This is a genomic window from Niveispirillum sp. FG156, assembly GCF_057809555.1.
The window spans coordinates 175,056-190,016 of the sequence record NZ_JBMDKE010000006.1 but is presented as its reverse complement, the minus strand read 5'-3'; the positions used below and the strand labels follow the sequence as shown (position 1 = coordinate 190,016).

The following is a 14,961-nucleotide window of genomic DNA, read 5'->3' as shown; positions in this document are numbered from 1 at the left end:
CACAGAACCGATAGCCCGGAAATAATAATCCCGTTAACCTGAAGCGATTGCCCTGGTGAACAGACAATTCCGGGCAGCCAATATCTGTCCATCCGATACACCGAGCGGCTGAGCCTAGCCGGTATCGAACCATCCGTCGGCAGCGTCGGCGACAGTTACGACAACGCCATGGCCGAAACCGTCAACGGCCTCTACAAGGCGGAACTCATCCACAGGCGGGGGCCATGAAAATCCTTTGAAGCCGTGGAATACGCAACCCTCGAATGGGTCGACTGGTTCAACAACCGCCGTCTGCTCGAGCCCATCGGAAATATCCCGCCAGCCGAGGCTGAACAAAGCTATCATGACGCCGTGAGCGCTCAGCAATTGGCGGCGCGACTCACGAACTTTTGCAGCCGACAATCCCGGCGCGGTTCACCGATTACCTGCTCCAAATGCTTGATGTTGGCGGCTCCGACCGGTGCGACTATGCCGAATTCCGCCAGATGGCCGCACAGGACGTTGATCAGCCAGGTCCGCTGCCGCACGAAACATTGGCGCGTGCGAAAGGTGACCGCCCGCACCTGATGCTCAGCATTCTTCACCGCCACAAAATGCAGGTTCGGGCGACGGGCAGCCTCCGCGATGGCCTCGGCATCCGCCGCGTCATCCTTCTGCCGCTTGACGAACGGCTTCACATAGATCGGTGCGATCAGTCGCATGTCGTGCCCAGCACCTTGGGCGATGCGGCCCCAGTGATGGCTGGTCGAACAAGCCTCCATCGCGACGATGCGACGGGGCTGCTTTGCCAGAAATTCCATCAGCTTCAGTCGCGACAAAGGCCGATTGAACAACACCTTGCCGCTAACGTCCGTCCCACAGACCTGAAAATGCCGCTTGCCCAGGTCGATCACCAGCAAATATGTCGCCTCCATGATGACCTCCAGTGTGAAGCCCGTTGGAAACCTTGCCCTGGAAACCAACCATGCCCAGGTGAAGGGGGCATCCACACCATCAGTTCACATCTTGATCCCGCTTCACTTGTCAGCCACCCTGTCAGTTGTGATGAAATGCCGCTATATCCGCATGGCGGGTGGGCGGCGCTAAAGCGGAGGAATGTCAGGGTGGGGGATACCGATCTGATCAGCCGGACAACCCTTGGGCGGATGCTGGTCATCTTCAATGCCAGGCTGGCACCACGCCGCCGCGACCGCATGGTGCTTGTCCTGGAACGGTTGCGCCGCGCCGGGCTGGAGGTGCTTTTGCAGGAGGCACCGGGACGCGACGCGGTGGAGCAGCTGGCGGCTGGGATCGGCCAGCATGGGGCGCTGGACGCCATTATCGTGGCCGGCGGCGACGGTACCCTGAATGCCGTGTTCAACGGCCTGCCCGCGGAGATGGACTTGCCCATCGGGCTGATCCCGCTCGGTACCGCCAATGTCTTCGCCACGGAGATCGGGCTTGGTAGTGGCATCGACGCGATCGCCGATACGCTGTTGGGTGGCCTGGAACGCAGCATCCATCTGGGCACGGGTGGGGGCCGGGCCTTCCTGCTGATGGCGGGTGCCGGCTATGACGCGCGCGTGGTGGCCGGTGCCAACCTGCGGCTGAAACGCTTCATCGGCAAGGGGGCCTATGTCCTGGCCGGTCTGGCGGGTCTGCTGCGCTTCCGTCGCCAGCGCTACCGCGTCATCCTGGATGATGGGGAATATGAGGCGGCATCGGTGGTGGTATGCAAGGGGCGGCATTATGGTGGCCGCTTCATCCTGGCGCGCGAGGCTGATCTGGCGTCGGACAGCCTGCAGGTGGTGCTATTCCCGCAGGCCAGCCGCCGCGCCCTGCTGCGCGATGTGCTGGCCGTGCTGCGCGGGCGGGTCCACCTGCTGCCCGATGTGCGCATCATCCCTTCGCGCCGGGTGGTGCTGGAGGCTCTGGATGCGAATGATACTAACGCCCCGGTTCAGCTGGACGGCGATCTGGGAGCCCGGCTGCCGATCACTCTGACGCTGCACCCGCAGCGCCGCCGGATAATCGTGCCGGCCAGTTCGCCGCTTCCAGCCGACTCAACACCTGCCGCAGGTCCAGCTGTGTCGCCATGAATTCTTGGCGGTTATTGTACTCGGCGAAGGGGCGCTTGGGATCGGGTTCGACATCGCTGGTCAGCACGGGATCGAAGCGGATGAAACGATCCTCCAACAGGCGGCTGCACTGGTAATTGATCGCCTGCATGTTGCTCTCCATTACCACCTTGATGATGGCGATGGGATTATCCTTGTCCAGCATCCACTTGCCATAGCCGACATCGCCGCGCGTCAGCGGCATGTAGGTGCTGGTAATGCCCTGGCCGAGTGACAGAACCTCCACCTGCGGCAGGCTCGTATCCTCGAAATCCAAGGCCGTCACCACCGCGCACAGGGCGGGATTGTTGGCGAACAGCCCCCCATCAATATGGCCCTGGTAGACAGGATGCACCATGGGGATGGAACTGGACCGCATACAGATGTCCAGCACACGGTCGTCATCGTCCAGCAGCTCGGGCAGCAGGTTGTGATAGATGCGCACCGACCATTGCCGTCTTTCGCGCAAGGACGCCTCATTATCCAGGCAGAAGCTGGGGATCAGCAGCTTGCGTGGCAGGTCGGACAGCCGCCTATCCCCCAGCATCTCCTCCAGGTTCCGGTAGATCGAGGCATGCGTCATAAAGGCGCTGAGCCCGGCCAGCGCCATCCAGGAACGGGAATTCTTTTGTTTTGATTGGGCAAAGGGCCGCCAGCGCCGCCAGAACTCGATGGCGTTCTTAACGCCCTCGCGCGGGGTGGGGGCGGCGGCGATGAGGGCGGCGGAGATGCTGCCCGCCGAGGTGCCGGCGAAAATGTCGATACTGTCCAGCAGGCCCGGGCGCTCATTCTCCAGCCGCAGCAGGATGCTGTTCATCAGCAGGCCGCGCGGCCCGCCATCAAGCGCCAGGATACGGATGGTCGACATGACGCCTCGGTCGTTCTCGTGTTGCTTCAGCTGGCATGGGATGTCAGCTTGGACAGGATGTCCGTCACATGTTCCAGGACCGCTGCCTGGGCGGAGCGAAGGAAGAAATGGTCGCCTTCAAACAGGCGCGTGGTCAACCCCTGGGGTGCCTGTGCCTGCCATGCCTCCAGCTCGTCGGGTCGCGCCATCGGATCGCGCGTGCCGCCAAGTGCTGAGACCGGGCAGGGGGCGGGGGTGTCATCCTCGTGCTTGTAGGTCTCGTTGACTGCGAAATCGGCGCGCAGCATGGGCAGCAGCAGTTCCATCAGCTCCGCATGGTCGAACACGGCGGCGGGGGTGCCGTTCATTCGCCGCAGACGGGCCAGGAACTGGTCCTGCGGCAGGGCATGTGCCTGTTCGAAGGGGTCGGGCAGGTGGGGTGCCCGACGACCGGCCACAATCAGATGATCGGGCGGTCGGTGCCCGCGGGCGGCTAGGTGGCGGGCTGTCAGAAAGGCCAGCAGCGCCCCCATCGAATGACCCAGGAAACAGACCGGCCCCGAAAGCGTGGACACCAAGGCATCAGCGATCGCTTCTACCATTGGTGTGGCCCGGCTGTATGGCTTTTCGCCGAATCGTGTCTCCCGCCCCGGATATTGCACCGCCACCACGTCCACCCAGGCCGGTAAAGCCCCCGGCCAGGGCCGGGCCATGGAGGCGGTGCCACCGGCATGGGGAAATGCCACCAGCGTCACGCGGGTCTGTGCTGACCGGTGCCAGGGCACGATCCACGGTGTCTGGGCACCTGAAAAGGTGCCATTCGGCAATGTAAGGTCGTTTGTAATATTCGAATAAGTCATTCCAGAACATGCCTAGCCAAAATGAATATAACTGGCGAATAGGCAGGGAAAGCCTGCCCGGCTCGTACCAGTGTGCAGCGCATATATAAAACATTTGCCCTTTGCACCGCTAATGGATTAAGGGGAATTAATCAACGCCCACGGTAACCGCTTTTCCTGGGGCGCCTTTCCTAATGATCTTAAGCGGCGCATTTGGCGCCGCCGAAACGGATAGAGATGCCACGTATCATCCTGATGTCGGGCAAGGGCGGTGTGGGCAAGACCACAGTGTCGGCAGCGACAGGTTTGGCCTGCGCGCAGAAGGGGCATCGCACGATCGTTGTCTCCTTCGATCTGGCGCACAGCCTGTTCGACTGTTTCGACCTGCCCCGCGGGCTGTTCGACCATAATGGCGGCGAACCGGTTCGTGCGGCGGAGAATCTGGACGTCCAGGAAATCGACGTGCAGATGGAAATTGAGAAGCACTGGGGCGACATCTATCGCTATCTCGCCATGCTGATGACCTCGTCCGGCCTGACGGACGTCATCGCGGAGGAGGTGGCGGTCATCCCAGGGATGGAAGACGTCATCGCCCTGATGTACGTCAATAAATATATGTCGGAAGGCAAATACGACGTAATCGTGCTGGATTGCCCGCCAACCAGCGAGAGTCTGCGTTTCGTATCCATGACCTCTACCATCGAATGGTATGTACGTAAGCGCTTCAACGTGGACCGCAACATTGTGCGGTTCGCCGGCCCCATCGCCAAGCGCTTCACCGACTACAAGTTGCCTGACGAGAAATATTTCACCGCCATGATGCAGCTGTTCGAGCGCATCACCGGCGTCGACAAGATGCTGGTCGACCCTGAGACCACAAGCGTTCGCCTGGTCACCCAGGCGGAAAAGATGGTGATCCGTGAAACGCAGCGCGCCTTCATGTATTTCAACATGTACGGTGTCGCGGTCGACCGCATCGTCATCAACCGTCTGTTGCCCGATACGCCCGACGGCTATTATTCGCGCTGGGTGAAGGCGCAGACTGCCTATGCTCAAGAGGTACGGGAATATTTCGATCCGGTGCCGACAGTGTCGCTGCCCCTGTTCGATGACGAAGTGATCGGTGTGAGCAATTTGCAGCGCGTGGCCGACGCCCTGTTCAGCGGTGACGACCCGGCCCAGTTTTATCATAAGGGTGCCCCCTATACCTTTACCAAGGAGGGCGAGGGGTATCTGCTGACCATCAACCTACCCTTCGTGGAAAAGAGCGACTTGGATATCAGCCGCCATCAGGAGGATCTGACCATCCGGATCGGCACCTTCAAACGGCACGTGCCGCTGCCGCGCTCCGTCCTGTCAAAGGAAGTGCAGAGCGCAAAGATGGTCGATGGCGTTCTGCATATCAGGTTCTAGGATTTTTTCTCGTTGGGAGTGTATGCTCTCAACATTCTGCTAGCAGGAAGGAATGTTCCATGAAGGATTTCGAGGAAGAGGCCGGTGGCCTGCGCAAATTGCTGGGCAACCTGGTCAGTGGCCTGAACGGCGCCCTGATGCTGGATGAGGAATCCCGGTCGATCCTGGAGATTCAATATCTGAAAGCCCAGTCGGAAATTCTGTCCGGCTATCAGCAGGTGATCGATCGCCGTCTGAAGCTGTTGGAGGGCGGTCGCCGCCCGCGCAAGGTCACCGTCGAGTAAGGCGTTCGTGAGCCCACCAGCGACATGAGCCGGACGCTCACGCCGCTGGTGTAGACGGGCTGCCGCCTTTGCACGCGTTGGGTGGGTCATCGGCGGGAATAGCTGGTGACAGATTTCCTTTTTTTCCCTTTCGTTTCCCTGTGTGCTCACGTCACTTTGAGGGAGGCCATGCATGAGACGGCTATTGTCGATGGATGGCGGGGGTGTGCTGTCCCTGGCCACACTGACCATGCTGCGACGCATTGAGGAAAAGTTCCCTGGATTCCTGGGGCGCGCCGATGCGTTTGCCGGAACATCGGCGGGTGGTATGAACGCACTGCTGATGGCAGCGCATGAGAACCCTGCCGACGGGCTGGGCGATGCGTTTGAACTGTGGGACGGAACGGCCCCCATCTATGAGAGCAGCCTGTGCCGTGATCTGGGGGCCCTGGCTGGCAAGGTGGCCATCTATGACAATGCCAATCTGCAGGCGTACCTGCAGTCCCGCCTGGGAAACCGGCGACTGAAGGAGCTTTATTACCGCGTGGTCGCGGTCACCGTGAAACTGGATGAACAATTGCCGGGTGGCCATCGGGGCTGGGCACCTAAGGTGTTCGACAGCCATGGCGGTGACCCCGAGGATGCGGATGAACTGGCCGTCGATGTCGGCGTGCGTACCGGCGCCTTTCCCATCACCTTTCCGATCTTCCAAGGCTATGTCGATGGCGGCGTCGTGGCCAACAATCCCGCACTCTGCATGTTGCTGCATGAGGTGAAGCGGTTGCGGATGGCGGCCAGCGCGGTGCTGCCGGAAACAAGGCTGCTGTCGGTGGGCACCGGTGCAGGGGTAACGGCCATAGAGGGTTGCGACCTGGACTGGGGCTATGGCGAATGGCTGTTCATGCCGGGCAATCCCGGCCTGTTCACCGATATGGTGGTCTCTGCGCCCATGGAACTGGTCACGGAGCAATGCGCCCTGCTGCTGGGTGGGAACGCGTTCTTCCGCCTGAATCCATGGCCGGAAAACGTGGTGACGCCATCGAAAAGCCATGGGGGCAGCGCCGACAGCCCCGTCGACAAGCTGCGTCAGAAGGCCCTTCTGCTGGGCAAGACAGCCGACCTTGACCCCACCTTTCGCTGGATCGAGGCATCCGGCTGGATGGATGACGGGGAAGAGGCAGAAGAACCGGCCGGCGCGCAGTCCCCGCGCCGCAAGGCCCGCAGCCCTCGCGCTTCCGGCGCGGCCAAGGGGACGTGATCTTGGGGGCGGAAGCCGACATGTTGGAACGCCGCGTCGCGGCGGTGGTTGCACGCCATGCCGGCATTGATCCGGACCGGATCGACCGTGGGCGCAGCTTCCATGATCTGGGTGTCGATAGTGCCAATGCCCTGGCCATCGTAGCCGAGATGGCCAGGGTTCTGGACCGCGAATTGCCGCCCACCCTGCTTTGGGAATGCCCGACCATTGCCGCCCTGACGCAAAGGCTGGTTGCCGACGGTCAGGTGCCGCTGCCCGGTCGTGGTCCGCAGATAAAGCTGTCGCGCGCCGTGCCTGTGGCCATCATCGGCATGGCCTGCCGGTTTCCGGGCGCTCCCGACCTGTCGGCTTTCAAGCGGTTGTTGGAAAATGGCGTGGACGCGGTTGGCCTGGTGCCGACCGACCGCTGGGATGCCGATGCCCTGTTCGATCTTGACCGTACCGCACCGGGCCGGATGAACAGCCGTCATGGCGGCTTTCTGTCGGATATTGCCGGTTTTGATGCGGATTATTTTGGCATCGCACCCGTGGAAGCGGTGCAGATGGACCCGCAGCAGCGCCTGGCCCTGGAACTGTCCGTGGAGGTGTGCGAGGCGGCGGGTCTGGCCCTGGAGAGCCTGCGCGGCAGCCGGTCGGGCGTGTTCATCGGCGCCATGTGGGGTGACTATGCCCGCATCGCCACCCCGGGTCTGGAGGATTTCCGTCAGCATAGCGCCACGGGCCAGGACCATGGCGTGCTGGCGGGCCGCATCTCCTATATGTTGGGGCTGGAGGGGCCGTCGCTGGCCGTCAACACGGCCTGTTCGTCTGCTCTGACGGCACTGCATCTGGCCTGCGCCAGTCTGGCGACGGGGGAATGCGATCTGGCGCTGGCCGGCGGTGTCAATCTGATCTGCGGGCCGGAGAGCACGCTGGCCATGTCGAAGTTCGGCGGCCTGTCACCCGATGGTCGCTGCAAGCCCTTTGCCGAGGGTGCGGACGGCTATGTCCGGGGTGAGGGCGGCGGTATCGTGGCGCTGAAGCGGCTGGACGACGCCCTGGCCGATGGTGACCGGGTGCTGGCCGTGGTGCGCGGCAGTGCCGTTAACAGCGATGGTGCCAGCAACGGTCTGACCGCCCCCAATCCCGCCGCCCAGCGCGCCGTTCTGGCCGATGCCTGCCGCCGTGCCGGGATCGATCCATCCGACATCGACTATGTGGAGACGCATGGCACGGGCACGGCGCTGGGTGACCCGATCGAGGCTGGTGCCTTGGGGGCTGTGCTTGGGACGGGACGTCCCGCTGACCGACCGTTGCTGATCGGGTCGGTGAAATCCAATCTGGGGCATCTTGAGGCGGCGGCCGGCATCGCCGGGCTGATCAAGACTGTGCTGGCGCTGCAGGATGGCGTTATTCCCGCCACCTTGCATACCGACCGGCCCAGTTCCACCATTCCCTTTGCCGATCTGGGTTTGCGCTTGGTCAACCGGCCCTGCCCCTGGCCGGACGGGCGCGGCACGCGCAGGGCGGGGGTCAGCGCCTTCGGTTTTGGCGGGTCGAACGCGCATGTGGTGCTGGAGGCAGCACCCGCTGTCGATCCGGTACAGTTGCCCTTGCGCGCCAGCGGGGCGGCTGGCGGTCGGATGGCCTTCATTTTCACGGGCAGCGGCGGGGTCTGGCCCGGCATGGGGCGCGACCTGCTGACGGCTGAACCCGTTTTCCGCCGGGCGGTGGAGGAATGCGACGCGGCCATGATGCCGCTGCTGGGCTGGTCGGTGCTGCGCGCCCTGTCAGCACCGGAGGGGGAGGCATCGTCGGAGCCCGCCATCGCCCAGCCAGTGCAATTTGCCCTGCAGGTCGGGCTGTGGCGGCTGTTTGTGCAGTGGGGCCTGACGCCTGACATCGTGCTGGGCCACAGTACGGGGGAGATGGCGGCAGCCGTTGCTGCCGGCTGGCTGGACCTTCCACAGGGCTGCTGCCTGGTCTGCCACCGTGCCGCCGCCGAACAGCGCCTGTCGGGCAAGGGCGGCATGGTGCAGGTGGCGCTGGCCGCCGATGCCGCTGCCGACTGGATCGCGGCCCATGGGCTGGACCTGGATATTGCCGCCCTGAACGGCCCCGCCCTGACCGTGTTGGCGGGCGCGTCGGCTGCCGTCGCGGCGGCGGAGGCGGCAGCCTTGGCCGATGGGGTGCGTGCCACCCGCGTCGCGGTGCCGGTTCCCCATCACAGCCGCCTGCTGGACCCTGTGCTGGACGGGTTCGCGGCCCGATTGGGCGATCTGCGCCTGGGCAGGCCCGACCATGAATTCCGTTCCACCATCCGCGCGGGGGCGGTGCCTGATGCCGCCTATTGGCGAACGGCCCTGCGCCAGCCGGTGCGCTTTGCCGACACAATCCGCGCGCTGGCCGCTGACGGCGTGTCGATCTTTGTGGAGGTCGGGCCGCAGCCGCTGTTGCGCCGGGCCATCGCGCAATCGGTGGGCAATGCCGCCATCGTGTTGGGAACCCTGGCACGGGGCCATGGCGGCCCAGCCGCTCTGTCCGCCACCCTGCGCCATCTGGCCGAGCATGGACGCCTGGCGACACCCACCGCACGCCCGATGCTGGTACCGGTTTCCGCGCACGGTCCGGAGGCCCTGCGCACCCGTATCGCCCAACTGGCGGATTTCCAGGGGAACGTTGCCGATCTGGCTTGGAGCCGTGCCCTGCGCGGCAGTCACCGGGCGGTGCGCGCCGCCCTGGTCGCCAGCGATGCCGCTGGTCTGCGTGCGGCGGCCACCGCCTGGCTGGAAGCTGGGCAGGGGGTGGTGGCAGGGCGCCGGCGGCTGGTGCTGGCCTATCCCGGTCAGGGCGGACAATGGCCCGGCATGGGGCGTGGCCTGATGGACCAGCCCGCCTTCCGCGCTGCCTTCATGGAATGCGCGGCGGCGGTGGCGCGCCAGGACGGCCCCGATCTGCTGGACCTGATGCAGGCCCCGGCGGACGATGCCCGTCATGATGATGTGGCGTCGATACAGCCGTTTCTGTTTGCCATCCAGGTGGCGCTGACGGCGCAACTGGCGGCATGGGGCATCCGGCCCGATGCCGTCATCGGCCATTCCATGGGGGAGGTGGCGGCGGCCCACGTCGCCGGCATCCTGTCACTGGACGATGCCGCCCGCATCATCTGCACCCGCAGCCGCCTGCTGGCCCAGGGCCGGGCTGGCGGTGCCATGGCGCTGATCGGGCTGGGCGGGCAGGAGACGGAGGCCGCACTGGCCCGCCTGGGTTTGCCATCGGCCGTCGGGCTTTGCGTGGCGGCCTGGAACGGGCCGGCGGATACAGTGGTGGCTGGTCCTGCCACGGCGGTGGCCGCCCTGGTCGCCATGCTGGAGCAGGAGGGGGCATTTGCGCGCATGGTGCGCGTTGACGTGGCCTCCCATACCAGTCAGGTCGATCCGCTGCTGGAGCCGCTGGCGGTGGCGCTGAATGGCCTGTCGCCCGGCAAGGGTGCGGTGCCGCTGCTGTCGACCGTCACCGGGGCGATCCTGGACGGTCGCACCATGGATGCGGCCTATTGGGTGTCCAACCTGCGCCGTCCGGTGCGGTTTCAGGAAGGGGTTGCCGCCCTTGCCGGTGCGGATGCCATCTTCCTGGAGGTGACGCCCCATCCCGTGTTGGCACCTGCCATGGAACGGGGCCTGGTGGGCACCGGCGCCCTGGTGGCCGCCACCCTGCGCCGCGATGCAGCGGAGGGCCCGGCCCCGCTGACGGCCCTGGGTCGGCTGTACGTGGCGGGTCTGGCACCGGGCTGGCAGGCACTGCATCCCGATGGCGGTCGTTTCCTGTCGCCCGCCCCCTATCCCTGGCAGCGCAGCCGCTTCTGGCCCGATCTGCCGGCTGCCCGCCCGACCGCACCACGCACCCCCTTGGGGCTGTATGGCCTGGACTGGCAGCCTGTTGAACCGTCCCCGCCTGCTGCTGTCGATGACTGGCTGCTGGTCGGCGATGGTGACGGGCTGGCGATGGCGCTGGCCGGGCATATCTTCGCAGCCGGCGGCAGCGCGCGGCTGGTGACGGCGCAGACCGTGTGCGACTGGCCCGGCCTGCATGTCATTGATCTGCGGGCCCTGTCCCTGTCCGCTGGCGATCCCGATGGCGTGGCGGCGGGTCTGGCGGCGGCGGCTTCCCTGGCGGCCCGGCTGGCCGCCATGCCGGGCACCCGCCTTTCGGTCATCACGGCTGGTGCCCGGTCCCTGACCGGCCAGCAGCGGCTGGCCCCCCTGCAGGCCCCGTTCTGGGGTTTGGGCGGGGCCATCGCAGCCGAGTATCCGGGCCTGTGGCATGGCATGGTCGACCTGGACCCCGACCTGCCGGCATCGGCCCAGGCGGCGGGCCTGTTGTGCGCCCTGCAGGCCGGTGGTGCGGAGACGCGGCTGGTGTTGCGGGCTGGCCGGACCCTGGCCGCCCGGCTGGCGCCGCGCCCCTTGCTGGCACCGGTGGCGGTCCCGGCCTTGGCGGCGGACGGGCGCTATCTGGTGACGGGTGGGCTGGGCGGGCTGGGCTTGGCGCTGGCGCAATGGCTGGCCGACCGGGGGGCACGGCATATTGATCTGGTGGGGCGCACGGGCCTGTCGGTGCAGGGGGCGGTGGCCGATGCCGTGCAGGCGCTGCGCGACCGCGGCGTCACCGTTACTGTCGATGCGCTGGATGTGGGGGACCGCACCGCCCTGACGGCCTGGATGGTGGCATCGGCGGAGGTCCGTCCGCGTCTGCGCGGTGTGGTGCACGCCGCGGGCGTCATGCAGCAACTGCCCGTCGATGCGCTGGACGAGGCGGGTCTGGCAGCTTTGTTGCGGGCCAAGCTGCAGGGCGGCTGGTGGCTAGACCGGTTGACGCGGGGGCTGGGCCTGGATTTCCTGGTCCTGTTCTCCTCCTTCTCCACCCTGATCGACAGCCCGCAGCTGGGTGCCTATGCGGCGGCCAATGCGGCGCTGGACGGGATCGCGGCACAGCGACGGCGGGCGGGGGAGAAGGTGACCCTGGTCAATTGGGGCTTCTGGGAAGAGGTGGGCATGGCGGCGCGTGCCGGCTGGGCCCCCGCCGGGGTACGGTCCATCGCCATCCGCGAGGGGCTGTCCTGTCTGGAACGGCTGCTGTCCATGCCGGACGGGGACCCGACCGCCGATCCCGTACAGGGTGTAATGGCTGTGGACTGGCAGCGCTGGGCGGCAGCCTATCCGGCTGCCGCCGCGGCACCGCTGCTGTCACGGCTGTTACCACACAAATCCCCGGTGCCCGTGCCGCCGTCACCCGTGGCGGAACCTGCGTTCGACCGGAAGGCTGCCGACTGGCGCCAGCGGCTGGACGCGCTGGTGCGGGGCAGTACAGCCGCCGTGGCCGGCATGCCGGCGACCGGCCTGGATATGGCCCGGCCTTTCCGGGCGCTGGGCATCGACAGCCTGATGCTGATGGCGCTGCGCCAACGGCTTGAGGTGGCATTGGGCATGACCATCCGCCCGGTCGACCTGTTCAACCATCCCGGCCCGGCCTCCCTGTCCGCCTATCTAGCCGAACAGCTTGCTCCACCGCCGGAGCGGGATGCCGGGGAGGATGAAGACCTGATGACGCTGCTGGAGCGCGAGTTGGACGCCGCCCCGGCGGCGCGGAGGGCGTGAGCTTGGCCGGACCAGCCGATCAGGAAGCGCTGATGCGTCGGGCGCTGGCGGAAATCCGCCAGTTGCGGGCCCGCGTGGCGGAGTTGGAAGCCGGGCGCGACCACGCCGTCGCCATCATCGGCATCGGCTGCCGCTATCCAGGCGGCGGCGACACGCCGGAGCATTTCTGGGACAGGACGCGCAACGGCCAGGACGCCATCGGCCCCTATCCGCCGTCCCGGCTGAAGGCCTTCACCAGTGCGCCGGCCCCCGTGCCCGATGCCGCCCTGCTGGGCGGGTTCCTGCCCGATATTGACGGGTTCGATGCCGGGTTCTTCGGCCTGTCTCCGCGGGAGGTGCGGTCGATGGACCCGCGCCAGCGCCTGTTGCTGGAGGTCTGTCATGAGGCGCTGGCCGATGCCCTGATCCCCCCATCAAGGCTGGCCGGCAGCGCCACGGGCCTGTATCTGGGCCTCTATAATGACGATTTCGCCCAGTTGCATCTGCGGCTGGATCGGCCGGACGGGCTGGACGCCTATCTGGGGACGGGCCTTTCGCATTCCATCGCAGCGGCGCGGTTGTCTTATCTGCTGGATCTGCGCGGCCCCGCCCTGGCGTTGGATGCCGCCTGTGCATCGTCCCTGGCGGCGGTGCATCTGGCCTGCGCCAGCCTGCGGGCTGGGGAAAGCGATCTGGCGCTGGCGGGCGGGGTCAACCTGATCCTGGCACCGCTGTTCGGGATGATCACCGACGCCATGGGCATGATGGCACCCGATGGCCGCTGCAAGCCGTTCGATGCACGGGCCGACGGGTTCGTGCGGTCGGAAGGGTGCGGTGTGGTCGTGCTGAAGCGGCTGTCCGATGCGCTGGCCGATGGCGACCCGATCCGGGCTGTGATCCATGGCAGCGCCATGAACCAGGATGGCACCACCAACGGCATCACCGCGCCCAGTGGCAAGGCCCAACAGGCGGTGATCCGCGCCGCCCTGGCCGATGCCACGGTGGCTGCCACCGATGTCGGCTATGTCGAATGCCATGGCACGGGCACGCCGCTGGGCGACCCGGTGGAGGTGGACGCCCTGGCGCGGGTCTATGGCGGCGGGCGGGTCGCTGCCTGTGCGCTGGGTTCGGTGAAGGGCAATATCGGCCATGCGGAGGCTGCCGCCGGTATTGCCGGACTGATCCGCGCCGTGCTGGCGGTGGAAAAGCGGGAAATCCCCGCCATGGCGCATTTCAACCGGCTGAACCCGCATATTGATCTGGGCACTGGCTTGACCGTGCCAGCCGCCCCCGCCGCCTGGACAGGCGGGGCGCGCCATGCCGCCGTCAGCGCCTTCGGCTGGTCGGGTGCCAATGTGCATGTCGTGCTGGGACCGGCACCGACGGGTGATGCCGGGGTGCCTGTGGACCGGCTGGGGGCAGCCGGCCATCTGCTGCCCCTGTCGGCTGCCAGCGCCGAGGGGTTGAGCGATTTGGTGGGCCAGGTGGCGGGCTGGCTGCGGCCCGATACCGATCTGGCCGCCCTCTGCCGTGCCGCCTGGCACGGGCGCGATGCTTATCGTCATCGGCTGGTGCTGCGTGCCGCCACCACGGCTGAACTGGCCGGAAAGCTGGCGGCACAGCCGGCGGGGACGCGGGGCGGGCCGGGCCGCACCGTGCTGATCTTCCCCGGCCAGGGCGGGCAATGGCCGGGCATGGGCCGGTCGCTGTATGCCGATGATCCGATATTCCGCGATGCGTTCCAGGCCATCAGTGCCGCTGCCGAACCCTTTACGGAACGGTCGCTGGTGGATGAACTGCTGTCCGCCGACCGGTTTGACCGCATTGATGTCATCCAGCCGCTGATCTTCGCCGTGCAGGTGGCGTTGGCCGGCTGGCTGCGGGCGCATGGGGTGCGTATCGACGCCGTGGCCGGGCACAGCATGGGGGAGGTGGCGGCGGCCTGTGTGGCCGGTATCCTGTCGCCCGCCGATGCCGCCCGCATCATCGCGCGGCGCAGCCGGCTGCTGCGCTCCATCGCCGGACAGGGGGCCATGCTGCTGGCCGAACTGGATGCGGCGGAAGGGGAGGCGGTGCTGGCTCCCTGGCGCGACCGCCTGTCCGTGGCCGCCATCAACGGCCCGCGTACCCTGGTCTTCTCCGGCGACGCGGAAGCGGCGGATGCCTTGCGGCAGACGCTGGAACTGCGGGGCACCTTCTGCCGTCCGGTGAAGGTGGATGTGGCCAGCCACAGCCCACAGGTCGATCCGCTGCTGCTCGATCTGGCGCGTGAACTGGCCGGCATCGCCCAGCGTGCGGGCGGGGATGTTGCCTTCTATTCCACGGTGACGGGCGGTCCCCTGCCGGGGACGGCGCTGGATGCGGCCTATTGGGGCCGCAATCTGCGCCTGCCCGTGCGCTTTGCCGATATTGTGCAGCAACTGCGCGCCGATGGCTTCGGCACCTTTGTGGAGGTCAATGCCCATCCCGTGCTGGCACCTTCCCTGCGCGACTGTCTTGGTGATGCCGCCCATGTGGTGGAGACGCTGCGCCGGGAGGAGGGGGAGGCCGATGCCCTGCTGGACGCGCTGGGGGCCATCCATGCAAGCGGTGGTGTGGTGGACGCAGCCGCACTCTATGCAAGGCGTCCG

The 14,961-nt window shown here is 66.3% G+C and carries 9 protein-coding genes and 1 pseudogene (1 of these 10 cut by a window edge); 7 read left to right on the top strand and 3 right to left on the bottom strand.

All coding sequences use genetic code 11. The features are described 5' to 3' along the window. Positions 1-72 precede the first annotated feature (72 nt). Positions 73-375 (top strand): annotated as a pseudogene (locus tag ACODSP_RS05665) (integrase core domain-containing protein); the annotation flags it as partial. Here the strand turns inward: ACODSP_RS05665 and ACODSP_RS05660 are convergent. Then, a complete protein-coding gene (locus tag ACODSP_RS05660; protein ID WP_488964657.1) occupies positions 360-914 on the bottom strand; it encodes an IS110 family transposase in 555 nt (184 codons plus the stop codon). The pseudogene ACODSP_RS05665 and the gene ACODSP_RS05660 sit on opposite strands and share 16 nt — an antisense overlap. 189 nt (positions 915-1,103) lie before the next feature. On the opposite strand from ACODSP_RS05660, the gene ACODSP_RS05655 reads away from it, so the two are divergent. Beyond that, entirely contained in the window at positions 1,104-2,078 is a 975-nt protein-coding gene (locus ACODSP_RS05655) for a diacylglycerol/lipid kinase family protein (protein ID WP_488964655.1), read from the top strand. On the opposite strand, the gene ACODSP_RS05650 is transcribed toward ACODSP_RS05655, so the two are convergent. Together ACODSP_RS05650 and ACODSP_RS05645 are read right to left on the bottom strand one after the other, a co-directional pair. Further along, positions 1,975-2,964, bottom strand: coding sequence for a patatin-like phospholipase family protein (locus tag ACODSP_RS05650; RefSeq protein ID WP_488964654.1), 990 nt, complete (start codon positions 2,962-2,964; stop codon positions 1,975-1,977). The genes ACODSP_RS05655 and ACODSP_RS05650 overlap by 104 nt on opposite strands. Before the next feature lie 26 nt (positions 2,965-2,990). Next, positions 2,991-3,803: a thioesterase II family protein gene (locus ACODSP_RS05645; RefSeq protein ID WP_488964653.1), complete on the bottom strand. Its 813-nt coding sequence runs from the start codon at positions 3,801-3,803 to the stop codon at positions 2,991-2,993. Positions 3,804-4,019: 216 nt separating this feature from the next. Here ACODSP_RS05645 and ACODSP_RS05640 point away from each other — a divergent pair, with 216 nt between their 5' ends. The 5 genes from ACODSP_RS05640 to ACODSP_RS05620 all read left to right on the top strand — a co-directional run. Continuing rightward, entirely contained in the window at positions 4,020-5,195 is a 1,176-nt protein-coding gene (locus ACODSP_RS05640) for an ArsA family ATPase (RefSeq protein ID WP_488964652.1), read from the top strand. 59 nt (positions 5,196-5,254) lie between these two features. Next, positions 5,255-5,479: a hypothetical protein gene (locus ACODSP_RS05635; protein ID WP_488964651.1), complete on the top strand. Its 225-nt coding sequence runs from the start codon at positions 5,255-5,257 to the stop codon at positions 5,477-5,479. A gap of 172 nt (positions 5,480-5,651) precedes the next feature. Further along, positions 5,652-6,716 (top strand): patatin-like phospholipase family protein, encoded by a 1,065-nt coding sequence (locus tag ACODSP_RS05630; RefSeq protein WP_488964650.1) that lies wholly within the window; start codon positions 5,652-5,654, stop codon positions 6,714-6,716. A 20-nt stretch (positions 6,717-6,736) separates the two neighbouring features. After that, positions 6,737-12,352: an SDR family NAD(P)-dependent oxidoreductase gene (locus ACODSP_RS05625; protein ID WP_488964649.1), complete on the top strand. Its 5,616-nt coding sequence runs from the start codon at positions 6,737-6,739 to the stop codon at positions 12,350-12,352. A 2-nt stretch (positions 12,353-12,354) separates the two neighbouring features. After that, positions 12,355-14,961 carry the 5' portion of a type I polyketide synthase gene (locus tag ACODSP_RS05620; protein ID WP_488964648.1) on the top strand. The gene runs 1,908 nt beyond the window's last position, so 2,607 of the gene's 4,515 nt are visible here — the first part of the coding sequence; the start codon lies at positions 12,355-12,357; its stop codon lies beyond the right edge, outside the window.